The organism is Pseudomonas sp. MF09150 (assembly GCF_059862355.1).
Map to the genome: position 1 here is coordinate 223,592 of NZ_JCBCUS010000005.1, position 23,857 is coordinate 247,448.

Here is a 23,857-nt window from a genome sequence, read left to right on the forward strand (position 1 = left end):
GAGGACATCCATGCGCCAACCCGATATCGAGATTTACCTGAAAGACGCCGACGTCGACTACAAGGCGATTGCCGCCTGGCTCGGCACCGCCCTGGGCCCGTGCACCGACTGGGTTCAGAAAGGCCAGACCTACAAGTGCAAGGCCGGCAATGTCCCGGTCACCTGGCTGCCCAAGGCCGTGGGCAAGTGGAACAGCCTGTACCTGGAAAGCGACCAGACGCCGTGGGAAGACGACATCGCCTGCGCCCGCGCCGCCTTTGCCGCGCTGAACGTTGAAGTGCGTTGCGCGCCCGGCAGCTGGGTCGAGGAAGAAGGTGAGGAGTCGGCTGATCGCTGGATGCGCATCAGCGCCGATGGCGAAGAAGAAATTACCTGGCGTACTGCCTGATTGCGAAGGCCCCATGCGCGGCATGGGGCCTTTCGAAGCGCTGGAGGATGAGCCTGGCCAGCGACCGGATTACAGGCCGACCACGTCTTCGGCCTGCAAGCCTTTCTGCCCTTCCACCACCGCGTATTCCACTTGCTGGCCTTCGAGCAGCGAGCGATGGCCTTCGCCACGGATCGCGCGGTAGTGCACAAACACGTCCGCACCACCCTCACGCTGGATAAAGCCATAGCCCTTGGCGTCGTTGAACCACTTCACATTGCCGGTCTCGCGAGTAGACATGAATCGGTACTCCATCTTTTTATTATGGGATTGGCTCTGGAAAACAGAACCTTGAACGCGTGTCTTGAGAACTTTCGTCAGCATTGGGTAATCCATATGCCGGGTTGACGAGCCCGGCGGACAGCCGGCCGAGTATATGACAGGCAGAAAAACTCTCAACTCAATATTAACGGGTGGCTTTTTTGCCGAACTTCGGCGAATACGGCACACTGTCGAACCCGAGCAACTGCTCGGTTTTCACTCACTTACGCAGAAGCCGTATGACCCGCTCTCCGATCCGTCGTCTTGTGTTTGGCACCTTGCGCCGACTGTTGTACCTCTGGGTTCGCTCGGAGACGATCAACCAGTCGTCCTTCACCCTTAACCTCGACCGCAGCCGGCCGGTGTTCTACGTCCTGCAAAACCCATCGCTGACCGACCTGGCAGTGGTCGACGCCGAATGCACCAAGGCCGGCCTGCCGCGCCCGGTGCTGCCGGTCTCGGTGGGCAACCTGATGGAACCCGCGGCCTTTTTCTACCTGACCCCGGAGCCCGACTGGCTCGGCCGCCAGGACAAACGCGGCGCGCCACCGACCCTGACCCGACTGGTCAGCGCCCTGACCCAGAACGCCGCCGAAGACGCCCAGATCATTCCAGTCAGCGTGTTCTGGGGCCAGTCGCCAGACAGCGAATCCAGCCCCTGGAAGTTGCTGTTCGCCGACAGCTGGGCCGTCACCGGGCGCCTGCGCCGGCTGTTGAGCATCATGATCCTGGGGCGCAAGACCCGGGTGCAGTTCTCGGCACCGATCCACCTGCGCGAGCTGATCGAACACAACAAGGGCCACGAACGCACCGTGCGCATGGCCCAGCGCATCCTGCGGGTGCACTTTCGCAACCTCAAGGCCGCCGTTATCGGCCCGGACATCTCCCACCGGCGCAACCTGGTCAAGGGCCTGCTGAACCAGCCCCTGGTCAAGCAGGCAATCCTCGACGAAGCCGAGCGCGAGAAGATCACCCCGGAAAAAGCCAAGGCCCAAGCCCTGCGCTATGGCAACGAGATCGCCTCGGACTACACCTACACCGCGATCCGTTTCCTGGAAGTGGTGCTGAGCTGGTTCTGGAACAAGATCTACGACGGGATCAAGGTCAACAACATCGAAGGCGTGCAAAAGGTCGCCCAGGGGCACGAGGTGATCTATGTGCCCTGCCACCGCAGCCATATCGACTACCTGCTGCTGTCCTACCTACTGTTCCGCAACGGCCTGACCCCGCCGCACATCGCCGCCGGGATCAACCTCAACATGCCGGTGATCGGCAGCCTGCTGCGGCGCGGCGGCGCGTTTTTCATGCGTCGCACCTTCAAGGGCAACCCGCTGTACACCTCGGTGTTCAACGAATACCTGCACACCCTGTTCACCAAAGGCTTCCCGGTGGAGTACTTCGTCGAGGGCGGGCGCTCGCGCACCGGGCGCATGCTGCAACCCAAGACCGGGATGCTGGCGATCACCCTGCGCAGCTTCCTGCGCAACTCGCGCATGCCGATCGTCTTCGTACCGGTGTACATCGGCTACGAGCGCGTGCTGGAGGGCCGCACCTACCTGGGTGAGCTGCGCGGCGCGAGCAAGAAGAAAGAGTCGATCTTCGACATCTTCAAAGTCATCGGCGCACTCAAGCAGCGCTTCGGCCAGGTCGCGGTGAACTTCGGCGAGCCGATCAAGCTGGCCGAATTCCTCGATCAGGAGCAACCGGACTGGCGCGCCCAGGAGCTGGGCCCGCAGTTCCGCCCGGCCTGGCTCAATGAGACCACCAACCGCCTGGGCGAGCGTGTGGCCCAGCACCTGAACGAAGCGGCGGCGATCAACCCGGTCAACCTGGTGGCCCTGGCCCTGCTTTCCACCAGTCGCCTGGCCCTGGACGATCGCGCCATGGCTCGGGTCCTCGACCTGTACCTGGCGCTGCTGCGACGCGTGCCCTATTCGGCCCACACCACCCTGCCCGAGGGTGATGGTCAGGCACTGATCAAGCACGTCAAAGACATGGACCTGCTGTCCGAGCAGAGCGATGCCCTGGGCAAGATCCTGTATCTGGATGAGCAGAACGCCGTCCTGATGACCTATTACCGCAACAACGTGCTGCATATCTTTGCCTTGCCGGCGCTGCTGGCGAGTTTCTTCCAGAGCTCGTCGCGCATGAGCCGCGAGCAGATCCTGCGTTACACCCGCGCGCTCTACCCCTACCTGCAGGCAGAGCTGTTCATTCGCTGGTCGCTGGAGGAGTTGGACGCGGTGGTCGATCAGTGGCTGGAAGCGTTCGTCGAACAAGGCCTGCTGCGCTTTGAAGGCGAGGTTTACCTGCGCCCGGCCCCCAGCTCACGGCATTTTGTGCTGCTGACCCTGCTCTCCAAAAGCATCGCCCAGACCCTGCAACGCTTCTACATGGCCATCTCGCTGCTGCTCAACAGCGGCCAGAACAGCATCAGCGCCGAGGAACTGGAAGACCTGTGCACGGTCATGGCCCAGCGCCTGTCGATCCTGCATGGCTTGAATGCCCCGGAGTTCTTCGACAAGAGCCTGTTCCGCCACTTTATCCAGACCCTGCTCGACGTCGGCGTGCTGCGCCGCGACGAAGCCGGCAAGCTGAGTTATCACCCGGCCCTCGGCGAGTTGGCCGAAGGTGCGGCCAAGCGCGTATTGCCGGCGGACATCCGCCTGTCGATCCGCCAGGTCGCGTTGCACCGCAGCGAGGACGCCAGCGAAGACGCCGCCGAGCAGCTCGCAGCCCCCGTACAAACCGACTAGATTCTTACTGGCGCCAGGTTGTCGCTGGCGCCTTAGACGGAGATCCACCATGAAAAAAATCTGCCTGCTGGCCGTCAGCACTTTGCTTGGCGCCTGTCAGACCCTTCACCCCGCGGCCAAGGCCGACCTTGCAGGAGAAGTGTTCTACCTGCAACGCATCGCCCTGCCACCGGCGGCGACCCTGAGTGTCAGCCTGCAGGACGTGTCCCTGGCCGATGCGCCGGCGGTGGTCCTGGCCGAGCAGAAAGGCCCGGTCAAGGGCCAGGTTCCGCTGCCCTTCCACCTCAGCTACGACCCGGCCCAGGTCAAGCCCGGCCACCGCTACTCGGTGAGTGCGCGGATCGAGGTCGATGGCCAGCTCATCTTTATCAGCACCGAACATCACGCAGTCAACCTCGACGGCCAGGATCCTCAGCCGTTGAAAATCCGCGTCGACGCCGTCCGTTAATCCCCCTTGAACAAGGAAGCCGCCATGCTCCGCTCCTCCCTTCGCTTCACCGGCCTGTGTGCAGGCCTGCTGCTGTCCGCCAGCGCCCTGGCCCTGTCGCTCAGCGACCTGTCCCAGAGTGACGCCAGCGGCGGCCTCAAGGACGCCCTGACCCAAGGCGCGCAAATCGCCGTCAAGCAACTGGGTACCCCGGGTGGTTTCAGCAACAACCCCGAGGTGCGCATCGAGCTGCCGGGCAACCTGGGCAAAGTCGCGAAAAAGATGAAGCAGTTCGGCATGGGCGATCAGGTCGACCAGTTGGAAACCAGCATGAACAAAGCCGCCGAGGCCGCTGTGCCGCAAGCCCAGGCGCTGCTGGTGGATGCCGTGAAGAAAATGACCGTGGCCGATGCCAAGGGCATCCTCAGCGGTGGCAATGATTCCGCGACCCAATACCTGAACAAGTCGAGCCGCGAGCAGATTCGCGCCAAGTTCCTGCCCATCGTCAAGCAAGCCACCGATCAGGTGGGTCTGGCCAAGCAGTACAACTCGTTCGCCGGCCAGGCCGCGACCCTTGGCGTGGTGGATGCCAAGAGCGCCAATATCGAAAGCTACGTCACCGAAAAAGCCCTCGACGGCCTGTTCGAAATGATTGGCAAGCAGGAAGAAACCATTCGCCAGAACCCGGCAGCCGCTGCCACCAGCCTGGCCAAGAAAGTCTTCGGCACCCTGTAAAACCCCGCACCCCACCAGCGCCCGGGAGCAACTCCCGGGCGCTGGCTGCTAAGTCTTCTTGATCCTGAACCACGCCGCATACAACGCCGGCAGGAACAGCAGGGTCAACGCCGTCGCCACAATCAAGCCCCCCATGATCGCCACCGCCATCGGTCCGAAGAACACGCTGCGTGACAGCGGGATCATCGCCAGCACCGCCGCCAGCGCGGTCAGCACGATTGGGCGGAAACGCCGTACCGTGGCTTCGATAATCGCATCCCAGGGTTTGAGGCCGGCGCTGATGTCCTGCTCGATCTGATCCACCAGAATCACCGAGTTGCGCATGATCATCCCGGACAGGGCGATGGTGCCGAGCATCGCCACAAAGCCGAAGGGCTGGCGGAACACAATCAGGAACAGGGTCACGCCGATCAGCCCCAGGGGCGCGGTGAGGAACACCATGACCGTGCGCGAGAAGCTGCGCAGTTGCAGCATCAGCAAGGTCAGCACCACCACGATAAACAGCGGCACACCGGCCTTCACCGAGTTCTGGCCACGGGTCGAGTCTTCGACGGTGCCGCCCACGTCCAGCAGGTAGCCGTCAGGCAGCTCGGCACGGATCTGCTCCAGGGTCGGCAGAATCTGCTTCACCAGGGTCACCGGTTGTTCCTGGCCATAGATATCGGCACGGACCGTGACGTTCGGCAGGCGGTTGTAGCGCCAGATAATGCCCTCTTCGAAGCCATACTCCAGGGTAGCGATCTGCGACAACGACACGCTTTTGCCGTTGTCGGTGGGCACCGAGAGGCTCGGCAGCAACGACAGTTCGGTGCGCTCATGCACGGTGCCGCGCAGCAGGATCTCGATCAACTCGTTGTCCTCGCGGTACTGGCTGACGCTGGAGCCCGACAGCGAGCTTTGCAGGAACTTCGACAGGTTCGCGGTGCTCACCCCCAGGGCCCGCGCCCGGTCCTGGTCGACGTTGAGGTACACCACCTTGCTCGGTTCTTCCCAGTCCAGGTGAACGTTGACCACATGCGGGTTCTCGCGGACCTTGGCCGCCACCTTGCGCGCCAGGGCGCGCACCTCGGCGATGTTCTCCCCCGACAGCCGGAACTGCACCGGGTAACCCACGGGCGGGCCGTTTTCCAGGCGCGTGACCCGCGAGCGCAAGGCCGGGAACTGTTCATTGAGGGTTGCGATCAGCCAACTGCGCAGGGCTTCACGTTCCTCGATGGTCTTGGCCAGCACCACGAACTGGGCAAAGCTTGCCGCCGGCAGTTGCTGATCCAGGGGCAGATAGAAACGCGGTGAACCGGTGCCGATATAGGCCACGTAGTTATCGATCCCCGCGTGGTCCTTGAGCATCGCTTCCAGGCGCTTGACTTGCTCGGCGGTGTTGCTCAGGGAGGCGCCTTCGGCCAGCTTCAGGTCGACCATCAATTCCAGGCGGCCCGAAGCCGGGAAGAACTGCTGCGGTACGAAGCGGAACAGCACCACCGAGGCCACGAACAGCACCACGGTCAGGGTGATCACGGTCTTGCGCCGCCGCACGCACCAGCCCACCAGACCCCGTACCCGCTGATAGAACGGCGTGCCGTACGGGTCCGGCTGGCCGTCGCCGGTGCCGTGCTTGGCGGCATGAATCTTCGCCAGGTCCGGCAGCAGTTTTTCACCCAGGTACGGCACGAACACCACCGCGGCAATCCACGAGGCGATCAGGGCAATGGTCACCACCTGGAAAATCGAGCGGGTGTACTCGCCGGTGCCGGACTGCGCGGTGGCAATCGGCAGGAAGCCGGCAGCGGTAATCAGGGTCCCGGTGAGCATCGGGAACGCGGTGCTGGTCCAGGCGAAGCTGGCGGCCTTGATCCGGTCGTAGCCCTGCTCCATCTTGATCGCCATCATTTCCACGGCAATGATCGCGTCGTCCACCAACAGGCCCAGGGCCAGGACCAGCGCCCCCAGGGAAATCTTGTGCAAGCCGATGCCCAGGTAATACATGGTGGCAAACGTCATCGCCAACACCAGGGGAATCGCCAGTGCCACCACCATGCCGGTGCGCACGCCAAGGGAGAAGAAGCTCACCAGCAACACGATCGCCAGGGCCTCGACCAGCACCTGGACAAACTCGCCGACCCCGGTTTTCACCGCCGCCGGCTGGTCAGACACCTTGCGCAGCTCCATGCCGGCCGGCAGATGCTTCTGGATCCGCGCAAACTCGACCTCCAGCGCCTTGCCCAGGACCAGGATGTCGCCACCGTCCTTCATCGCCACGGCCAGGCCTATGGCGTCTTCGCCCATAAAGCGCATGCGGGGCGATGGCGGGTCGCTGAAACCACGGTGCACATCCGCCACATCGGCGATGCGGAAGGTGCGATTGTCGACGCGAATCGGGAAGTTCCGGATCTGCTCGACGCTCTGGAAATTACCGGAAACACGCAGTTGCAGGCGCTCGCTGGAGGTCTCGAAGAAGCCAGCGGTAGATACCGCGTTCTGCTCCTGCAACGCCTGTTGCACCGCAGCCAGGGGCAGGCCGAGGGTGGCCAGCTTGACGTTCGACAGCTCGATCCAGATTTTCTCGTCCTGTAAACCCAACAGGTCGACCTTGCCCACGTCCTTGACCCGTTGCAGTTGGATCTGCACGCGGTCGGCGTAATCCTTGAGCACCGCGTAGTCAAAACCGTCGCCGGTCAGGGCATAGATGTTGCCGAAGGTGGTGCCGAACTCATCGTTGAAAAAAGGCCCCTGCACACCCGGTGGCAGGTTCTGGCGGATATCGCTGACCTTCTTGCGCACCTGATACCAGAGGTCGGGGATCTCTGCCGAGTGCATCGAGTCCCGGGCAACGAAACGCACCTGGGATTCGCCAGGACGCGAGAAAGAGATGATCCGGTCGTACTCGCCGGTTTCCATCAGTTTCTTTTCAATACGCTCGGTGACCTGGCGCGAGACTTCCTCGGCGGTGGCCCCCGGCCAACTGGTCTGGATGACCATGGCCTTGAAGGTAAAGGGTGGGTCTTCGCTCTGCCCCAACTTGGTGTAGGACAAGGCGCCGACCGTGGCCAGCAACAGCATCAGGAACAGGACGATCTGGCGATTGCGCAACGCCCATGCAGAAAGGTTGAAACCCATCGGGAATTACTCCTTGGCCGCCAGATTGACCACGCGGTTGGAGCGATCCACCGGGCGAACTTGCTGGCCCTCATGGAGCACATGGACCCCGGCAGCCACCACCCAGTCGCTGGCATTCAGGCCTTCGAGCACCGGCACGCTGTTTTCACCGAACGCACCGACCCGGACCGGGGTTTTCTGCAAGGTATTGTTGGCGTCCACGCGCCAGACATAGGTTGCGCCGTTTTCCGCCGTCAGCGCCGACAGCGGTACGGACAGCGGCACCACATCGGCGCTCTGGATAAACACCCGGGCGCTCTGCCCCAGCTCGGCAGGAACCTTGCCGGTGCTGAAGGCGATACGCGCGGCGAAAGTCCGCGACTTGGGGTCGGCCGCCGGCGACAACTCACGGATCCGCCCGGCAAAACGCTGGCCCGGCTGGGTCCAGAGCTCGACCGAGACCGGCTGCTCGATCTTGAAACGCCCGAAGCTCTGCTCGGGAAAGCTGATCAGTACCTCACGCTCGCCATCGGTGGCCAGGGTGAACACGGTTTGCCCGGCCGCCACCACTTGCCCGACTTCCACCGCACGCTTGGCCACCACGCCATCCTGGGGTGCACGCAATACTGCGTAGCCAGCCTGGTTATTGGCGACGTCGAACTCGGCCTTGATCTGCTGGAGGCGTGCTTCGCCGGAACGGTAGAGGTTTTCGGCGTTGTCGTATTGCGAACGACTGACCATCTGCCGCTCGAGCAAGGTCTTGTAGCGATCACGCTCGGCCCGCACCAGGCTCAGGTTGGCCTGGGCCGCCGCGACCTGCGCGCGACTGGCCTCCAGTTGCAGGCGCACGTCCTGGGGATCGAGCTCCGCCAGGGGCTGGTTGGCCTTGACCCGCTCACCCTCGTCGACCAGTCGTCGGCTGACTTTACCCGGGATGCGGAACGCGAGATCCGGCTCGTAGCGTGCCCGCACCTCACCGGGATAGCTGTCCATGCCGCGCGCCGATGGCTCTGGCTGAACCACCATGGCCGGGCGCACGGTGGTCTGCACCGGTTCTTCATGCCCGCAGGCAGACAATAAAAAAGCCAGACTGACTGGCAGGGCGATGGGCAGGGCATAGCGGAACATGGTGGCGGACCTTTCGCTAATGGCGCTTGGAATAATTATACTGGCCGGTATGTTATTAATAGCAAACTCACCAGTCCAGTATTAAAAGCGAAGAATGTCAGACAATAATTCCGTATCCACCGGCCCCGGCCGCCCCAAGGACCTGGCAAAACGCCAGGCCATTCTCGAAGCAGCTAAAAAACTGTTTTTGAGCAACGGATATGCAAACACCAGCATGGATGCGGTAGCCGCCGAAGCCGGCGTGTCAAAACTCACGGTTTACAGCCACTTCACCGACAAGGAAACCCTGTTCTCTGCCGCCGTGGTAGCCAAGTGCGAGACCCAATTGCCGAACTTGATGTTCGAGCTGCCGGACGGCGTGCCGATCAAGCAGGTGCTGCTCAATATCGCGCGCGGTTTCAACGTGCTGATCAACAGTGAAGACTCGGTGAACCTGCATCGGCTGATCATGGCCCTGGGCAGCCAGGACCCGAAGCTGTCGCTGATCTTCTTCGAAGCCGGGCCCGAACGCGTACTCAAAGGCATGGAGCGCCTGCTGAGCAAGGTCCATCAGCTCGGCACCCTGCACATTGAAAAACCGCACAATGCCGCCGAACACTTCTTTTGCCTGGTCAAGGGCGGCGCCAACTTCCGTTTGTTGTTCGGCTGCGGCGACGTCCTGATCGGCGACGCAGCAGAAGCTCACCTGCTGGAAGTGGTGGAATTGTTTATGCGGGCTTATCGGCCTGAACCGGCCTGAGAAATAACGCCCTGGCAGGTCGGCCCCTGCAGGCATGACCTGCAAGGACCGACGCGGCGGCCATCAGGCCTTGAGCGCTTTTTTCGGATAGATGTCGTAGCGGCTGGACTTGCCGTCCAGCGCGTGGCTGGGCTTGGGCCCCTCGATGCAGGGCGCCTTGCGCGGCCGCTTGACCACCACCCGGTGGCTGGCCAAGGCCAGGGCCGCCTCAAGCAGCGCTGGGGCATCGGGATCGTCGCCAACCAAGGGCCGGAACAGGCGCATTTCTTTTTTCACCAGCGCGGTTTTCTCGCGGTGGGGGAACATCGGGTCGAGGTAGATCACCTGGGGCGGCTCGCCCTGCCAATTGCGCATCAACTCGATGGAGTTGCCCTTGAGCAACTGCATGCGCGCGACGATCGGCGCCACTTCAAAATCCGCGGCAGCCCGCAACAGGCCATCTTCCAGCAGGGCACCGATCAGCGGCTGGCGCTCGATCAGGCTCATCTGGCAGCCCAGGCTGGCCAGCACGAATGCATCCTTGCCCAGCCCGGCGGTGGCATCCAGCACCCTGGGGCGCACGCCCTGGGCGACGCCGACCGCCTTGGCGATCATCTGCCCACTGCCGCCGCCATACAGCCTGCGATGGGCCGCACCACCCTCGACAAAGTCGACCCGCACCGGCCCCGGAGCGTCCGGCCCCAGTTGCTGCAACTGCAACCCCTGCTCGCCGAACTGCAGGGCAAACTCGGCATCTGCGTCCTGCAACGGCAAGCCCAGGCGCTCGGCCCACTGCCGTGCCGGGTCGGCGAACGCCTCGGCCAAGGCCTCGACTCTGATGCGGCAGGCCGCTGGTTGCTCACTCATCGTTAAAACACGCTCAAAAAATTAATGATCGGCAAAAACTGCCGATAAAAGAACTATCAGGCATTTTGCCAGAGCTGAGCGTCGACCGAGAGAAATGTCAGACATTCAATCCATCCCAGTAGGCTTTATCTCGCCCTATGGCGATTACGGCTTGCGCAATTCCCAGGCACTGAGCGGCGTCAGCCATCTGTGGCAGGATTTCTTTGCCCGGGCATTGGCCGAGCAACAGGGTGATGGAGCGAAGGCTGTTGGCGACCAGCCGCTGGCGGAACTTGACCCCGCGGTCGAACCCAGCGCCGGCAGTGACCTGTTGATGCAGATCGTCAGCCAGCGCCAGTGCGACGTGAAAGACACCGAAGTCCGTCCGCCGGAACCGTTGTTCCTGCCCATCGCCGAGTTCGAGACCGACCTGCTGGACAAACCGTTCCCGCCCTTCCCGCCGGAAGAAATCACCGCCCAGCAGCGCCAGCAGGATTTCGAGAGCGGTTGGGTCCGCCCGATCGTGCTCAACGCCGGCCAGCCACTGCCTGAGCCGGGCCCGGCGCCCGAGCCACGGCCGCTGCACCTGCCCATAGCCGAGTTTGAAATGGACCTGCTGGACAAACCGGCCGAGCCGTTCCCGCCTCAGGAAATCATCGAGCAGAACCGCCAGTTTGATTTCGATATCGGCTGGGCGCGCCCGCTGGTCCTGCAGAACCTGCGCATCGCCGCCTGACCCCTACCCGCTTCAGCGACAGATCCACCACGGCCCCACATCCAGATGGAAGTGATTGCGATGGGCGGCGTTGTAGTCCGGGCCCAACACCACATTGAAACTGTCGCAGGCCCCATCCCGGGCCAGGCGTAGAAAACGCGCGTCCGCCCCTTGCTTGGGCCAGTCCTTGAGTACGCTGATGCTGCGCCCGTCGGCCAGGCGAAAGCCGGCGATGTCCAGGGCATTGGCACTGGCATGCTGACTGCGGGCACCCTGCTCGCGCCCGTACATGTTGCGGCAGGCAAAGCTGCCCAGATGATCGACCCGCACCACCGCCTGCCCATACACCGCTTGAGCGGCCGGCTGCAGCCCGTGACGCTCGAACAGGGCAAAGGCCACGGCCAACGGGCAGCTGGCGAGAAAGCTGCTGCTCAACGCCACCTCACCGCCCTGCACCCGCAAGGTATTGCTCAGCGGGCACGTCACATCCGGGCGGCTGTCCTGCTGGCGGGTCACCCGCAGGCCGGACCGGCTCAGCACCTGATCGCACAATTGCGGGTTGTCCCGCAGGCGGCTCAGCTTGTAGCGGGTCAGCAGGTTCGGTTCGGCGCGCACATCCAGCGGCGCCCAGGGATTCCAGGCCGGCGGCAACCAGTCGCGCCAGGCACTGAGGACAAACAGGGCAATGATGAGCAGTAACGGCAAAAGCACTTTCAGGGACCGCACGACAACTCCTGGCTGATCAGTTCTTGAACAATTGATTGATCTGCCCGAACGGCATCGCCTGGTTGGCCAGGTCAAAGCGCCCCTGGCCCTGAATCTCCTGCGCCGCCGCATAAAACGCCCCGTAGGCGGCGCGGGCCAGCGTCGAGCCGAGACTGATCCGCTTGACTCCCAGGGCCCCAAGCTCGGCCACGGTCAGGCTGAGGCCGCCGGACATCAGCACGTTCACCGGTTTTGGCGCCACCGCGCGCACCACCGCCAGGACCTCTTCAGGGGTCCGCAGGCCCGGGGCATACAGCACGTCGGCGCCGGCTTCGGCGAATGCCTGCAGGCGGCGAATGGTGTCCGCCAAGTCATTGCGGCCATGCAGCAGGTTTTCGGCGCGCGCCGTCAGGGTGAAAGGCAGGCCGAGACTGCGCACTGCCGTGACCGAGGCCTGGATGCGCTCCACAGCCAGCTGGAAGTCATAGATAGGGTCCTCGGCGCGGCCCGTGGCGTCTTCAATCGAGGCGCCGACCGCGCCACTGGCGGCCGCTTGCAACAGCGCCTGGGCGCAACCGGCCGGGCTGTCGGCGAAGCCGTTCTCCAGGTCCACCGCCAACGGCAGGTCGCTGGCGCCGACAATCGCCCGCACATTGCCCAGGGTGTCCTCCAGGGACAACGCGCCTTCGGCATCCGGGCGCCCCAGGGAAAAGGCAAAACCGGCGCTGGTAGTGGCCAATGCCTCAAAACCCAGGCTCGCCAGCATCCTGGCTGAACCGGCATCCCAGGGGTTGGGGATTACAAAAGCGCCATCGCGCTCGTGCAGGGCTTTGAAGGCATGGGCACGACGGGTTTGAGCATCCATGGGCTCGCTCCTGAAGAAGGTCGGGAACCTGCGTCAGAGCAAACCGAGCTGCTCCGCGGCGGGTTCTCTGTATAACTCAGGCAAGGCGGGCAAGCCAGGCAAACGTGCCATCAATTGCTGATGAAAACGCCGCGCCAGCTCGGCGGCCAGACGGTTGTCGGCGGTGTGCAGGAAGATATAGGGGGTGCGCCCTTCCTCGATCCAGCCGGCGATTTTCTCGACCCAGGGCACCAGGAACGGATCATTGGCCTCAAGCTCCGGATGGCCGATAAAGCGCACCTGGGGAAACTGAGTGAAGGCCGCGGGCCGTGGTGGCACCTTGGGCTTTTTCGACTGGGCGTGGAGCACCGATGGCGCGGTGGAAGTGCAGCTGAACAACGCTCGTGGATCCAGGCAGATCCGCTCCACGCCGCGCTCCAGCAGCAAGCGGTTGAGCATGCGCTCGGCATCGCCCTTGGCGAAGAACTCCGGATGCCGGACCTCCACCGCCAACGGCCGCTCAAGGCCATCGATAAAGCCCGCGAGCTCCGCCAGGCGCTGCGGGGCGAAGCTTGCCGGCAGTTGCAACCACAAGGGCGAAACCCTCGCACCCATGGGGCTGAGCAACTGCACAAAGGTTTCGGCGGCGGTCAGTTGCTCGCGCAGGTCGCCGCCGTGGCTGATGTCGCCGGGGAACTTGGCGGTGAAGCGAAACGTCTCGGGCATGATCTGCGCCCAGCGCTCCACAGTACTGGCCGAGGGCCTGGCATAGAACGTGGTATTGCCTTCCACCGCGTTGAACACCTGGCTGTACAGCCCGAGGAAGTCCGTCGGGCGCGCGTTATCCGGGTACAGGTACTCACGCCAGGCGTTTTCGCTCCAGGAAGGGCAACCCAGGTAATACGGCAGCATCAGATATGCAGATCGAGCCCCAGCACTTCCATGTCCCAATCAACAAAACCGGCGGTGGTCAGGTAACTGGCCAGGGCATTGGCCACGCTTTTGCTCATGGCGCGCTGGAAAATCATGTCTTGCTGGCGGGCGGGGAGATTGCTGGTGCGTCCGGCGGATGCCTGGGAACGCGGTTGGGCGGGGCTGGCGTCGGCTTGAACGTCAACGGCATCGGCATCTTCCAGGGACTCGTCAACCAGCACATTACCTTTGCGAGGCTTGCGCTTGATGGGATACGAGTGAGAGGAAACGCCGTCTATGCGCATAAATACATGCCCGGTATCAATGATGGCAATTTAGCGGCACAACACCGACTTAGCAAATGCCCAAGTGATAACTAGAACACAGAAAACGTAAAAGGTTTAAAAACAGGGGAAATCTGGCATGAAAACCAGACGATTGACCAGATCCTGAAGAGAAAAACGCAGAAAATCCGGCGTGGTCGGCACGCCGGGCAACCTGGCAGCAGGCCTCAGCGGGCCTTGGGCGTGGCCACTTTATCGCGCAGATACACCGGTTGCGCGTCATCCGCGGCAATCGCCTCGCCCCGAGCCCAGGCAAACCGCGCCAGGCTCAGCAGGTCTTCGGCGTGGGGCAGCATGGCCGCATCCTGCCCCACCGTTTTGACGCCAATGCGTTCGGCATAACCCCAGCCGGTGCCGGCACCGAACCAATCGCCGCTGGCATCGACAGGCAGCGTTGCCGCTTCGGGTGGCAACACCGCTTCAGCACCGACCAGACGCATCTCGCCGGCGGTTTCCTGATAGCAGCCCCAGTAGACTTCATCCATCCGCGCATCGATGGCCGCGGCCACTTGGGTGGCGCCGTGTTCACGCAGGGCGCGCTGGGCCAGCACCGCCAGGTTCGACACCGGCAATACGGGGCGTTCCAGGGCAAATGCCAGGCCCTGGACCACTCCGATCGCAATCCGCACCCCGGTGAAAGCCCCCGGGCCCCGGCCAAAGGCAATCGCGTCGACCGCCTGCAAGGTGGTGCCGGCATCGGCCAGCAATTGCTGAATCATCGGCAACAGTTTTTGCGCATGCAGGCGCGGGATCACCTCGTAATGGCTCGTGACCTTGCCGTCATGCAGCAAGGCAACGGAGCAAGCTTCAGTCGCGGTGTCCAGGGCCAGCAAGGTGCTCATCGATGTTTCCGTTACAAAGTGGGAGTAAAAAAGTCACGCATTATAAACAGCAACGGCCCGCAAGCGGGCCGTTGAAGATGCAGCAAAACCGACTTATCAGCTCAGTGCTTCAAGCACCTTGCCGGTGATCGCTTCTACCGAGCCAACGCCAGCGATGTGGCTGTACTTTGGCTTGCCCTGGCTGGCAGCCAGGTTCTGGTAGAACTCGACCAGCGGTTTGGTCTGGGAGTGGTAGACCGACAGGCGATGACGCACGGTTTCTTCGGTGTCGTCTTTGCGCTGCACCAGCTCTTCACCGGTGATGTCGTCCTTGCCAGCGATTTTCGGCGGGTTGTAGACGGTGTGGTAAACCCGGCCAGAGGCCTCGTGTACACGGCGACCGGCGATACGCTGGACGATTTCTTCGTCATCGACGGCGATTTCGACCACGTTGTCCAGCTCGACGCCGGCCTTGACCAGTGCTTCAGCCTGGGGAATGGTGCGCGGGAAACCGTCGAACAGGAAACCGTTGGCGCAGTCAGCCTGGCTGATGCGTTCCTTGACCAGGTTGATGATCAGGTCGTCGGATACCAGGCCACCGCTGTCCATGACGCTCTTGGCGATCAGGCCCAGCTCGGTGCCGGCCTTGACGGCTGCACGCAGCATGTCGCCGGTGGAGATTTGCGGAATGCCGAATTTTTCGGTGATGAACTTAGCCTGAGTACCTTTACCGGCCCCGGGAGCTCCCAGCAGAATTACGCGCATCGATGTGCTCCTCAATTTTTTATTTAGAAACGCTCGGATTCGCCTCGTGGGGCCAATCTCGGAAATAGGATCGCGGCCGCCCAAACGGCCAAAGGCTGATCAAGATACACAGCCGACACAGAGCACACAAGCAGCCGAAAGTCGGAGGAACCCGCTCCCTTTGTGCCCTGGCGACGGGGTGCGACAAGTCGCAACCCCATAACAAACTGTCGCCTGGCGACGCTGACCAGGGCCCGACGCACGGTTACCGGCCGACGGCGCCAAGCCCCTGAAATACCGGCAAATACCTCAACCGGTATTGCGCAACCCGGCGGCGATCCCCGCTACAGACACCAGCAGCGCTTGTTCTACCGGGCTGCCCTGGACCACATCCGGTTGCCGCGAGCGTGCCAGCAGTTCGGCCTGCAATAGATGCAGCGGGTCCAGGTAGGTGTTGCGCAAGCGGATGAACTCCAGGGTGTCCGGGCTATGTGCCAGCAACTGCGACTGGCCGGTCAGGCCCAGGACCACGGTGCACGCCTGCGACAATAGGTCGCGTAAATGGGCGCCCAAAGGCAGCAGATCCACCTCTACCAGGCGCTCGTCATACGAGCGGGCGATGTCGGCGTCGGCCTTGGCCAGGACCATTTCCAGCATATCGATACGGGTGCGGAAAAACGGCCACTGCTCACGCATCTGCCCCAGCAACTCACCCTCGCCGCGTTCCAATGCCTTGCTCAGGGCCGCTTCCCAGCCGAGCCAGGCCGGCAGCATGAGGCGGGTCTGGGTCCAGCCGAAAATCCACGGGATGGCGCGCAGACTTTCGATGCCGCCGGCGCGGCGCTTGGCCGGCCGGCTGCCGAGGGGCAAGCGGCCCAGCTCCTGCTCTGGTGTGGATTGGCGGAAATACTCGACGAACTGCGGGTTCTCGCGCACCACCGCGCGGTAGGCCTTGACCCCATCGCTGGCCAGTTCGTCCATCAGGTGGCGCCAGGCCGGCTGCGGCGGCGGTGGCGGCAGCAACGTCGCCTCCAGCACGGCGGCCAGGTACAAGTTGAGGTTCTGCTCGGCGATGTCCGGCAGGCCGAATTTGAAACGAATCATTTCCCCTTGCTCGGTGGTGCGGAAACGCCCGGCCACCGACCCCGGCGGCTGGGACAGAATCGCCGCGTGTGCCGGGCCACCGCCCCGCCCGACGGTGCCACCACGGCCGTGGAACAACAACAGCTCGACCTGCTGCTCGCGGCAGATTTCGACCAATTGTTCCTGGGCCCGGTACTGCGCCCAGGCGGCCGCGGTGGTGCCGGCATCCTTGGCCGAATCGGAGTAGCCGATCATCACTTCCTGCGGGCCGTGCAAGCGCGAACGATAGCCCGGCAACAGCAGCAGCTTCTCGATCACTGGACCGGCGTTATCGAGGTCGGCCAGGGTCTCGAACAGCGGTACTACGCGCATCGGCCGCAGCACGCCGGACTCCTTGAGCAGCAGTTGCACCGCAAGGACGTCCGAGGCGGCGCCGGCCATGGAAATCACGTAGGAACCCAGGGACGCAGCCGGCGCATCGGCCACTTCGCGACAGGTGGCCAGCACTTCGGCGGTGTCCGCCGAGGGTTTGAAATGGCCCGGCAGCAAGGGACGCCGGTTGCTAAGTTCGCGCATCAGGAACTCGATGCGCTGCTCTTCGCTCCAGTCCTCGTAACGGCCCAACCCCAGGTAATCGGTGATTTCGCTCATGGCGCCGCTGTGGCGGCTGGAGTCCTGGCGCACATCCAGGCGGACCAGGAACAGGCCGAAGGTCACCGCCCGGCGCAGGCAATCGAGCAACGGCCCATCGGCGATCACGCCCATGCCGCATTCGTGCAGCGAGTGGTAGCAAAGCAGCAACGGATCAAGCAGGTCGCGATTGTTCTGCAGCACATCCGGGGTGGCCGGCACCGGTCCCTTGAGCGCCGCCTGCGCCCAGTTGCGGGTTGCCCGCAGCCGCTCGCGCAATTGTTTGAGCACCGCGCGATAGGGTTCAGAGCTGTCCCCGGCCTTGGCCTGCAGGGCGGCACTGGTCTGTTGCATGGACAGTTCGGCCGCCAGGTGATCGATATCGCGCAAGTACAGGTCCGCCGCCATCCAGCGTGCCAGCAGCAGCACCTCGCGGGTCACTGCGGCCGTGACGTTGGGGTTGCCGTCGCGATCGCCGCCCATCCACGAAGCGAAGCGGATCGGTGCCGACTCCAGCGGCAGGTGCAGGCCGGTCGCCGCATGCAGGGCTTTGTCGGCCTTGCGCAGATAGCTCGGGATGGCCTGCCACAGGGAATGCTCGATGACCGCAAAGCCCCACTTGGCCTCGTCCACCGGCGTCGGCCGGGTGCGGCGGATTTCTTCGGTGTGCCAGGCTTCGGCGATCAGCCGTTGCAGGCGTTCGTGGATCTGCGCGCGCTCGGCACTGGTCAGGTCGCGATGGTCCTGGGCTGCCAATTGCGCGGCAATGGCGTCGTACTTTTGAATCAGGGTGCGACGGGCCACTTCGGTGGGGTGCGCGGTCAGCACCAGTTCGATTTCCAGGCGCCCCAACTGCTTGGCCAGGGACTCGGCACCGTGGCCCTCGGCACGCAGCCGCGCCAGCAGCTCGGGCAGGACTCGTGCCTCGAACGGCGCCGGTTGCGACTCATCGCGACGGTGAATCAATTGGTATTGCTCGGCGATGTTCGCCAGGTTGAGAAACTGGTTGAAGGCCCGGGCCACCGGCAGCAGCTCGTCTTCGCTCAACTGGTCCAGGCTGGCACTCAGTTCGGCGCTGGCCGAACCACGCCGGTCGGCCTTGGCGCCCTTGCGAATCTGCTCGATCTTGTCAAGAAACCCCTCCCCGTACTGCTCGCGGATGGTGTTGCCCAACAGCTCACCCAAGAGGTGAACATCTTCGCGCAGGCGCGCATCAATATCGCTCATGTACCTGTTCTCCGGCTGATTCGGGGCGGCTCGCAAGCCTCAAGAGTGCCGTCAGCACAAGGTGCTTAGCAAGCGCGCGACCAACTGACTTTAAACCTTGCGCGTTGCGGCTAGTCTCAAGAGTACGCCGCACAACGGCGCAGCGCCGGCCCGGGCCGGTCATTCACCCACCCCTGCCACGAGCAGGTGTCGATTGAGGTCGCCATGAAAATCCGTGAGCTCGCGCAACACTGGGAAGAAAACGCCAAGGGTCGCCTGACCAAGACCGGCTATGTGATCCATCTGGATGTCGAAGCCGCTGCACGCCTGGCCGCCATTGCCGAGATGTACCCCAAGCGCCAGACCGAGGAACTGCTGGGCGAACTGATCGGCGCCGCCCTCGAAGAACTGGAAGCCAGCTTCCCCTACGTCCAGGGCCAGCACGTCGTTGCCACCGATGAGGAGGGCGATCCACTGTACGAGGACGTCGGCCCTACACCCCGCTTCCTGGCCTTGTCCCGGCGTCATCTGCAGGATTTGTCGGCGCAACCCGACGAACAAAAGCACTGATCCAACTGCCCCTTTCCTGACCTTGCACAGCGTTATTCCTGACCCGTCCCCGGGTCGGGAATACCCCTGCGCGCCGCAAAAGTTCCCGGCCTAGAGCGCTGTCCGTTCGGTCAGAAATTTTTTTAGGCAATTCGCCATCTGCGCTGAACTATTCAAAAAAGCCTCGGGTCACAGCCAGTAGCCATCACTGGAACAGCCGTTTCAAATTTTGTGAAGAGCGTCACTGCCACTCAGGGTCGCGGCGCTAGAACCGGGATGGATTTAGATGTTTTCCAGGAGTTACCCAATGGAGTTGAAGACCATGAAGATCAGCACTGCCACATCCTCGTCTAACCCTTTGCGCGGGCTCAAACTGGCCGCCCTGGCCCTCGGTAGCAGCCTGGTTCTGGCCGGTTGTGCCGGCAACCCGCCAACCGAGCAATACGCTGTGACCCAATCTGCGGTCAACAGCGCCGTCAGCGCCGGCGGTACCGAGTTTGCTGCCGTGGAAATGAAGTCGGCCCAGGACAAGCTCAAGCAAGCCGAGATTGCCATGCACGACAAAAAGTATGACGAAGCCAAGCGTCTGGCCGAACAGGCCGAGTGGGACGCCCGCGTCGCCGAACGCAAGGCCCAGGCCGCCAAAGCCGAACAGGCTGTGAAGGACTCTCAGAAAGGTGTTCAGGAACTGCGTCAGGAAAGCCAGCGCACCGTGCAATAAGCACCGTGCCCACGCCTACCGAACCTCGTTACCTGAAGTTTCAACCGATAGAAAGGACGAACCATTATGCGTAAACAATTGATGATCCCAGCCCTTCTGGCCCTGAGCGTTGGCCTGGCGGCCTGTTCCTCACAGCCAAACGTGAACCTGGAACAGGCCCGGACCAATTACTCGGCGCTGCAAGCCAACCCTCAGGCCAGCAAAGTAGCGGCCCTGGAAACCAAGGACGCCAGCGATTGGCTGGACAAGGCCGACAAGGCCTATATGAACAAGGAAGACCAGGCCAAGGTCGACCAACTGGCTTACCTGACCAACCAGCGCGTTGAAGTGGCCAAGCAGACCATCGCCCTGCGCACCGCTGAAGCCAATCTGAAAGATGCCGCTGCGCAACGTGCCCAGGCCCGCCTGGACGCTCGTGACGCACAGATCAAGCAACTGCAGAACAGCCTCAACGCCAAGCAGACCGAACGCGGCACCCTGGTGACCTTCGGTGACGTGCTGTTCGCCACCAACAAGGCCGACCTGAAATCCAGCGGTCTGGTGAACATCAACAAGCTGGCGCAGTTCCTTCAGGAAAACCCTGATCGCAAAGTGATTGTCGAAGGCTACACCGACAGCACCGGTTCGGCGGCTTACAACCAGTCGCTGTCCGAGCGTCGCGCCACTTCCGTGCAGGTTGCGCTGATCAAGATGGGTGTCGATCCATCGCGCATCGTGGTCCAGGGCTATGGCAAGGAATACCCGGTAGCGGATAACACCAGCGTTTCCGGTCGTGCCATGAACCGTCGTGTGGAAGTCACCATTTCCAACGACAACCAGCCGGTTGCCCCACGTTCTTCGATGAGCAACTAAGCCGGGGTCGCCCCCAGCCTGGTAACCGCCAGTAAAAAGCCCCGCCTATGCAGATAGGCGGGGCTTTTTTTCGACTGCGATCTCTCGCCCGTGTGCTTACTGTTGCAGCTGCGGGGTTTCCTGGCCCATGCAGCGCACGGCTTTTTTCTTGCTGTTGATCAGCACGCCGCTCAGGCCCTTCTGCTCGGTATCGAACAGCACCAGCACGCCGTCGATGCACTGGGCAACTTGCGCCGCTGGTTCCAGGGAGACCTTGTAGTCCTCGCCCGGCACGGTCTTGAGCATGGTGAAGTCGCTGAGCAGCAGCGCATCCTCGGGCTTGGCGAAGTGCAGGTAACCGTAGTACCAGAGGCAACCCACGGTGCCGAGGATGGTGCAGATACCGGTGATGATCAGGGGGATGGCGTTACGTTCTTCGCTCATTGCGGACTCTCTGGAGGTTCAACTTCTGAATTCGGGGGTGTCGGGTAGTTCGGGATCTCGCCAAGGCGGCGCAGGCCGTTGAAGTGCAGCGGATCCTCGAGGTAGCGCAGCATCACCTGGCGCCAGGTCGGATCGGCAAAGGTCTGCACGTGGCCGCCTCGGGTCAGTTGCAGCACCCGCGGCGCGGGCGCAGCTTGATACAGACGGATGCCATTGGAAAGGGGCACGATCGGGTCATCGATGCTGTGATACAGCAGTTTCGGCACCCCGGTCAGGCGCGGTATGGCGTGGATGGCGCTATCGGCGTCCGGCACCAGCCACGACAGCGGCACCTGCAACGGCCAGGTCAGCCATGAGGTGCTCAGGGCGTACTGCCCGACATCGCGGTAACTGGCCGGCACACCGTCGAGCACGATGGCCTTGAGCTGGCGCTGGCGCTCCGGGTGCTCCACCAGGTAATGAATCGCCAGCGCGCCGCCCAGGCTCTGGCCGAGCACGATCAGCGGCTTGTCCTGGACCTCCGGAGCCTGGTCCAGCCATTTGAAGGCGGCATCGACGTCCTGATAGACCGCCGGCAGGCTGGGCGCGCCTTGGGACAGGCCATAACCGCGATAGTCCACCAGCAACACCTGGTAGCCCTGTTCCGGCAACCACCAACTGCCACCCAGGTGCCAGGCCAGGTTGCCGCCATTGCCGTGCAGATGCAGCACCGTGCCCTTGAGCGGCACCCCGGCCTTGGCCGGCAGCCACCAGGCATGCAGCTTCAGGCCATCGGCGGTGGTCAGGGTGACGTCGCGGTACTCGAGCTTGGCGCGCTCGGGGGTAAAGGGCAGGCCCTGCTCGGGGTAGAACAGCAGTGAGCTGCAAGCGCTGAGAGAGAGCAGCAGCGCCAGGGCGGCAACGATTCGGATCATCGCGCGCCCCCTGTGGCGACTTTTGAGGTCAGGGGTGAGCTCACGCTGGGCGTCGGCAGCGCTGTCGAGCGCGGCCTGCGGCAGCGGCTACAAGTGGTGGGTGAAGCGTCCATGTGCAGCCCCCATGAGCGTCAAAGGATATTGGAGTAGTCGGCCTCGATCCGGTCCAGGCTCAGGTGATTGAGGAAGTTGGAGAAGCACATCCAGGCCGACAGCGCGTTCATGTCGCGGAACTGGTCCGGCAGGTACTTGGGCGGCACCACCAGGCCTTCGTCCACCAGCTGGCGCAGGGTACGCATGTCTTCCAAGGTGGTCTTGCCGCAGAACAACAGCGGCACTTGCTCCAGCTTGCCTTTACGCACGGCCAACTGAATGTAGTTGTAAACCATGATAAAGCCCTTGAGATAGGACAAGTCTTTGGTAAATGGCAGCCCGGTCGGCACCGAACCACGGAACACCCGGCTGGCGTTGCCGTAGCTTTCGGCCATTTCAAAGCCCTGCTCGCGGAAGAACTCGAACACCTGCAAAAAGTCGGCGCCCTCCTCCACCATGTGGATCGCCCGGGTACGGTTGGTCAGTTTGCGCAGGCGGCTGGGGTAGGACGCGAAGGTGATGATCTCCATCAGGATCGCCAGGCCTTCCTGGGTCACGGTGGACGAAGGCGGCCCCTTGGACAGGAAGGTGCAGATCGGCTGGTTCTGCCCATTGAGGGTGGTGCCCACATGCACCAGGCCTTCGTGGACTTCCAGGGCGCGCACGTCACGGTCGTTGAACATGGCGTCGGCGCGGATCTTGATGTAGTCGGCGCCAGCCGCGGCATCGGCGACGATCCCGTCCGACTCGAATACGCGGATGGTTTCCTCGGCCTCGCCGAACACCTTGTTCAGCCGGCTTTGCAGCAGGCTTACGGCGTCCTTGGCGGTCAGGGTCTTGGGCTCGTCCTTGAGGTCGCCACGGCCGTCGATGTTGTTCAGGTAGTCGGAAAGCATCAGCCCGAGGTCGGCCAGGGTCGGGTCGCCGGCGTGAAACGCATCGGATGCGGCGCCGTACAGCTCCTGGGAGATCAGGCCGAAGTCCTCGGTGCCGCGGGCTTCGAGCATGCGCACCACCATGCGGTATTCCTTGCACATGCGCCGCATGATCTGCCCGACCGGGTTGAACTGCCCGAGTTGGCGGGTGATGTCGCGCTCGATGTTCTGGAACTCCAGCTTGACCGCGCTGGAGTCGAAGGACAGGGGTCGGTTCTGGTAGTAATCACGGTCGACCGCAGGCATTTCCTTGCCCTGGGCCTTGAGGAAGCCCTTGCGGATGTTGTCGTCCCACTTCACCGCATCCAGTACCCGGATTGGCGTTTGTGCCAGCACTATGCGATCGGACAAGGTGCGTATCGTCTGCTGGTAATCGTCCACCCGAAGTTCCTCTTGATAACGTTTGTGCCGCGCCCTGGTTACTTGCCCGCGCGGGTGAAGCGCGCCGCCTCGACAAACACGTCAGAGTTGGCCGGGTCGTCCAGGTACGCGAAAACCTCAGGCAACGGGCTGCTGATCAGCACGCCATCGCCTTCGGTGGTAGTAAAGGCTTCGCCGCTCAGGGCTCTTTGACCCAGGGCCTGGTTGATCTGTTCCAGATCGAGGTTGTACAGCACCAGTTCGTGCTGCTCGTTGAGTTCAAAACCGGCGATGGTGAAGCGTCCGCCCAGACGCTGGGGAACCGCCGCCGACAGGTACCAGCGGTTGCCATGGCGCGACACGGTGAAATCATAGCTCTCGCGCTGCCGGGATTGCCCCGGGTGAGACGTCACGGCCTGGTAGCGATTGCTGGCAATGCGCTTGAGTTCAAGGCTCAGGGGCTCGCCCCAGGCATTCTTGCTGGTCCATTTGCCCAGCAACGCCGCAGGCGCGGCCTGATCGGCGGGCAGCGGGTCCTTGAAGGTCACCAGGCAGCCGCTGAGCAGGAGAAACGACAAGGCGATCAGGGCACGCCAGGCTTTCATTCAACACTCC

General features: G+C 62.9%; 24 protein-coding genes. 9 read left to right on the forward strand and 15 right to left on the reverse strand.

The genetic code is table 11. The features are described 5' to 3' along the window. Positions 1-10 precede the first annotated feature (10 nt). Positions 11-388 (forward strand): hypothetical protein, encoded by a 378-nt coding sequence (locus AC19YX_RS19965; RefSeq protein ID WP_020296635.1) that lies wholly within the window; start codon positions 11-13, stop codon positions 386-388. A 69-nt stretch (positions 389-457) separates the two neighbouring features. On the opposite strand, the gene AC19YX_RS19970 is transcribed toward AC19YX_RS19965, so the two are convergent. Beyond that, on the reverse strand, positions 458-667 hold the full coding sequence (locus AC19YX_RS19970) for a cold-shock protein (protein ID WP_020296636.1): 210 nt from the start codon (positions 665-667) through the stop codon (positions 458-460). Between the two features lie 260 nt (positions 668-927). On the opposite strand from AC19YX_RS19970, the gene plsB reads away from it, so the two are divergent. Genes plsB through AC19YX_RS19985 form a run of 3 tightly spaced genes read left to right on the forward strand, consistent with a single transcriptional unit; the run spans position 928 to position 4,606 of the window. Then, positions 928-3,444 carry a glycerol-3-phosphate 1-O-acyltransferase PlsB gene (plsB, locus tag AC19YX_RS19975; RefSeq protein WP_500606840.1) on the forward strand — a complete coding sequence of 839 codons (2,517 nt, stop codon included), beginning with the start codon at positions 928-930 and terminating at the stop codon, positions 3,442-3,444. A 49-nt stretch (positions 3,445-3,493) separates the two neighbouring features. Continuing rightward, positions 3,494-3,892 carry a YbaY family lipoprotein gene (locus AC19YX_RS19980; RefSeq protein WP_500606841.1) on the forward strand — a complete coding sequence of 133 codons (399 nt, stop codon included), beginning with the start codon at positions 3,494-3,496 and terminating at the stop codon, positions 3,890-3,892. Positions 3,893-3,916: 24 nt separating this feature from the next. Beyond that, positions 3,917-4,606, forward strand: a complete 690-nt coding sequence (locus tag AC19YX_RS19985; RefSeq protein ID WP_078470056.1) for a DUF4197 domain-containing protein — start codon at positions 3,917-3,919, stop codon at positions 4,604-4,606. 48 nt (positions 4,607-4,654) lie between these two features. On the opposite strand, the gene AC19YX_RS19990 is transcribed toward AC19YX_RS19985, so the two are convergent. Both AC19YX_RS19990 and AC19YX_RS19995 read right to left on the reverse strand, forming a co-directional pair. Further along, entirely contained in the window at positions 4,655-7,720 is a 3,066-nt protein-coding gene (locus AC19YX_RS19990) for an efflux RND transporter permease subunit (RefSeq protein WP_500606842.1), read from the reverse strand. 6 nt (positions 7,721-7,726) lie between these two features. Then, on the reverse strand, positions 7,727-8,827 hold the full coding sequence (locus tag AC19YX_RS19995; protein ID WP_078470054.1) for an efflux RND transporter periplasmic adaptor subunit: 1,101 nt from the start codon (positions 8,825-8,827) through the stop codon (positions 7,727-7,729). Between the two features lie 94 nt (positions 8,828-8,921). Here AC19YX_RS19995 and AC19YX_RS20000 point away from each other — a divergent pair, with 94 nt between their 5' ends. Next, positions 8,922-9,566 (forward strand): TetR/AcrR family transcriptional regulator, encoded by a 645-nt coding sequence (locus AC19YX_RS20000; RefSeq protein WP_078470053.1) that lies wholly within the window; start codon positions 8,922-8,924, stop codon positions 9,564-9,566. A 63-nt stretch (positions 9,567-9,629) separates the two neighbouring features. On the opposite strand, the gene AC19YX_RS20005 is transcribed toward AC19YX_RS20000, so the two are convergent. Next, a complete protein-coding gene (locus tag AC19YX_RS20005) occupies positions 9,630-10,412 on the reverse strand; it encodes a class I SAM-dependent methyltransferase (RefSeq protein ID WP_078470052.1) in 783 nt (260 codons plus the stop codon). Between the two features lie 94 nt (positions 10,413-10,506). Here AC19YX_RS20005 and AC19YX_RS20010 point away from each other — a divergent pair, with 94 nt between their 5' ends. Continuing rightward, positions 10,507-11,127, forward strand: a complete 621-nt coding sequence (locus AC19YX_RS20010) for an energy transducer TonB (protein WP_201129620.1) — start codon at positions 10,507-10,509, stop codon at positions 11,125-11,127. Positions 11,128-11,139: 12 nt separating this feature from the next. On the opposite strand, the gene AC19YX_RS20015 is transcribed toward AC19YX_RS20010, so the two are convergent. From AC19YX_RS20015 to ppc, 7 genes are all read right to left on the reverse strand, one after another. Next, entirely contained in the window at positions 11,140-11,832 is a 693-nt protein-coding gene (locus AC19YX_RS20015; RefSeq protein WP_078470050.1) for an extensin-like domain-containing protein, read from the reverse strand. Positions 11,833-11,848: 16 nt separating this feature from the next. Then, positions 11,849-12,676 carry an isocitrate lyase/PEP mutase family protein gene (locus AC19YX_RS20020; RefSeq protein ID WP_500606843.1) on the reverse strand — a complete coding sequence of 276 codons (828 nt, stop codon included), beginning with the start codon at positions 12,674-12,676 and terminating at the stop codon, positions 11,849-11,851. 33 nt (positions 12,677-12,709) lie between these two features. Beyond that, positions 12,710-13,570, reverse strand: coding sequence for a DUF72 domain-containing protein (locus AC19YX_RS20025; protein ID WP_178102925.1), 861 nt, complete (start codon positions 13,568-13,570; stop codon positions 12,710-12,712). Then, positions 13,567-13,872, reverse strand: coding sequence for a hypothetical protein (locus AC19YX_RS20030; protein WP_078470047.1), 306 nt, complete (start codon positions 13,870-13,872; stop codon positions 13,567-13,569). Before AC19YX_RS20030 ends, AC19YX_RS20025 begins: the two co-directional genes overlap by 4 nt. 206 nt (positions 13,873-14,078) lie before the next feature. Continuing rightward, on the reverse strand, positions 14,079-14,753 hold the full coding sequence (gene tsaB, locus AC19YX_RS20035) for a tRNA (adenosine(37)-N6)-threonylcarbamoyltransferase complex dimerization subunit type 1 TsaB (protein WP_500606844.1): 675 nt from the start codon (positions 14,751-14,753) through the stop codon (positions 14,079-14,081). Positions 14,754-14,849: 96 nt separating this feature from the next. After that, positions 14,850-15,497, reverse strand: coding sequence for an adenylate kinase (gene adk, locus AC19YX_RS20040; RefSeq protein ID WP_020296650.1), 648 nt, complete (start codon positions 15,495-15,497; stop codon positions 14,850-14,852). Between the two features lie 288 nt (positions 15,498-15,785). Beyond that, on the reverse strand, positions 15,786-18,416 hold the full coding sequence (ppc, locus tag AC19YX_RS20045; protein ID WP_500606845.1) for a phosphoenolpyruvate carboxylase: 2,631 nt from the start codon (positions 18,414-18,416) through the stop codon (positions 15,786-15,788). A gap of 204 nt (positions 18,417-18,620) precedes the next feature. Between ppc and AC19YX_RS20050 the strand changes: the two genes are divergently transcribed. The 3 genes from AC19YX_RS20050 to lptF all read left to right on the forward strand — a co-directional run bounded on the left by AC19YX_RS20050 (position 18,621) and on the right by lptF (position 20,517). Beyond that, positions 18,621-18,965 (forward strand): hypothetical protein, encoded by a 345-nt coding sequence (locus tag AC19YX_RS20050; protein WP_020296652.1) that lies wholly within the window; start codon positions 18,621-18,623, stop codon positions 18,963-18,965. 286 nt (positions 18,966-19,251) lie between these two features. Continuing rightward, positions 19,252-19,665: a DUF4398 domain-containing protein gene (locus tag AC19YX_RS20055; protein WP_020296653.1), complete on the forward strand. Its 414-nt coding sequence runs from the start codon at positions 19,252-19,254 to the stop codon at positions 19,663-19,665. A gap of 66 nt (positions 19,666-19,731) precedes the next feature. Then, on the forward strand, positions 19,732-20,517 hold the full coding sequence (gene lptF, locus AC19YX_RS20060) for a lipotoxin F family OmpA-related lipoprotein LptF (RefSeq protein ID WP_078469997.1): 786 nt from the start codon (positions 19,732-19,734) through the stop codon (positions 20,515-20,517). Positions 20,518-20,613: 96 nt separating this feature from the next. On the opposite strand, the gene AC19YX_RS20065 is transcribed toward lptF, so the two are convergent. The 4 genes from AC19YX_RS20065 to AC19YX_RS20080 all read right to left on the reverse strand — a co-directional run bounded on the left by AC19YX_RS20065 (position 20,614) and on the right by AC19YX_RS20080 (position 23,847). Further along, complete coding sequence (locus AC19YX_RS20065; RefSeq protein ID WP_020296655.1) at positions 20,614-20,940, reverse strand: PA3694 family proteiin; 327 nt, start codon at positions 20,938-20,940, stop codon at positions 20,614-20,616. After that, complete coding sequence (locus tag AC19YX_RS20070; protein ID WP_500606946.1) at positions 20,937-21,851, reverse strand: alpha/beta hydrolase; 915 nt, start codon at positions 21,849-21,851, stop codon at positions 20,937-20,939. The genes AC19YX_RS20065 and AC19YX_RS20070 overlap by 4 nt, the downstream gene beginning before the upstream one ends. A 134-nt stretch (positions 21,852-21,985) precedes the next feature. Further along, a complete protein-coding gene (locus tag AC19YX_RS20075) occupies positions 21,986-23,263 on the reverse strand; it encodes a flavohemoglobin expression-modulating QEGLA motif protein (RefSeq protein ID WP_078469996.1) in 1,278 nt (425 codons plus the stop codon). Positions 23,264-23,301: 38 nt separating this feature from the next. After that, positions 23,302-23,847, reverse strand: a complete 546-nt coding sequence (locus tag AC19YX_RS20080) for a hypothetical protein (protein ID WP_421547971.1) — start codon at positions 23,845-23,847, stop codon at positions 23,302-23,304. Between the last annotated feature and the right edge of the window lie 10 nt (positions 23,848-23,857).

What these genes read in the sequence shown, in the direction of transcription:
- AC19YX_RS19980 (WP_500606841.1), top strand. Translation starts at nt 3,494, where the DNA reads ATGAAAAAAATCTGCCTGCTGGCCGTCAGCACTTTGCTTGGCGCCTGT.
- AC19YX_RS19990 (WP_500606842.1), bottom strand. Translation starts at nt 7,720, where the DNA reads ATGGGTTTCAACCTTTCTGCATGGGCGTTGCGCAATCGCCAGATCGTC.
- lptF (WP_078469997.1), top strand. Translation starts at nt 19,732, where the DNA reads ATGCGTAAACAATTGATGATCCCAGCCCTTCTGGCCCTGAGCGTTGGC.
- AC19YX_RS20080 (WP_421547971.1), bottom strand. Translation starts at nt 23,847, where the DNA reads ATGAAAGCCTGGCGTGCCCTGATCGCCTTGTCGTTTCTCCTGCTCAGC.
- AC19YX_RS20050 (WP_020296652.1), top strand. Translation starts at nt 18,621, where the DNA reads ATGAAAATCCGTGAGCTCGCGCAACACTGGGAAGAAAACGCCAAGGGT.
- AC19YX_RS20055 (WP_020296653.1), top strand. Translation starts at nt 19,252, where the DNA reads ATGGAGTTGAAGACCATGAAGATCAGCACTGCCACATCCTCGTCTAAC.
- tsaB (WP_500606844.1), bottom strand. Translation starts at nt 14,753, where the DNA reads ATGAGCACCTTGCTGGCCCTGGACACCGCGACTGAAGCTTGCTCCGTT.
- AC19YX_RS19995 (WP_078470054.1), bottom strand. Translation starts at nt 8,827, where the DNA reads ATGTTCCGCTATGCCCTGCCCATCGCCCTGCCAGTCAGTCTGGCTTTT.
- AC19YX_RS20000 (WP_078470053.1), top strand. Translation starts at nt 8,922, where the DNA reads ATGTCAGACAATAATTCCGTATCCACCGGCCCCGGCCGCCCCAAGGAC.
- AC19YX_RS20030 (WP_078470047.1), bottom strand. Translation starts at nt 13,872, where the DNA reads ATGCGCATAGACGGCGTTTCCTCTCACTCGTATCCCATCAAGCGCAAG.
- plsB (WP_500606840.1), top strand. Translation starts at nt 928, where the DNA reads ATGACCCGCTCTCCGATCCGTCGTCTTGTGTTTGGCACCTTGCGCCGA.
- AC19YX_RS20020 (WP_500606843.1), bottom strand. Translation starts at nt 12,676, where the DNA reads ATGGATGCTCAAACCCGTCGTGCCCATGCCTTCAAAGCCCTGCACGAG.
- AC19YX_RS20010 (WP_201129620.1), top strand. Translation starts at nt 10,507, where the DNA reads ATGTCAGACATTCAATCCATCCCAGTAGGCTTTATCTCGCCCTATGGC.
- AC19YX_RS19985 (WP_078470056.1), top strand. Translation starts at nt 3,917, where the DNA reads ATGCTCCGCTCCTCCCTTCGCTTCACCGGCCTGTGTGCAGGCCTGCTG.
- AC19YX_RS19965 (WP_020296635.1), top strand. Translation starts at nt 11, where the DNA reads ATGCGCCAACCCGATATCGAGATTTACCTGAAAGACGCCGACGTCGAC.
- ppc (WP_500606845.1), bottom strand. Translation starts at nt 18,416, where the DNA reads ATGAGCGATATTGATGCGCGCCTGCGCGAAGATGTTCACCTCTTGGGT.
- AC19YX_RS20065 (WP_020296655.1), bottom strand. Translation starts at nt 20,940, where the DNA reads ATGAGCGAAGAACGTAACGCCATCCCCCTGATCATCACCGGTATCTGC.
- AC19YX_RS19970 (WP_020296636.1), bottom strand. Translation starts at nt 667, where the DNA reads ATGTCTACTCGCGAGACCGGCAATGTGAAGTGGTTCAACGACGCCAAG.
- AC19YX_RS20005 (WP_078470052.1), bottom strand. Translation starts at nt 10,412, where the DNA reads ATGAGTGAGCAACCAGCGGCCTGCCGCATCAGAGTCGAGGCCTTGGCC.
- adk (WP_020296650.1), bottom strand. Translation starts at nt 15,497, where the DNA reads ATGCGCGTAATTCTGCTGGGAGCTCCCGGGGCCGGTAAAGGTACTCAG.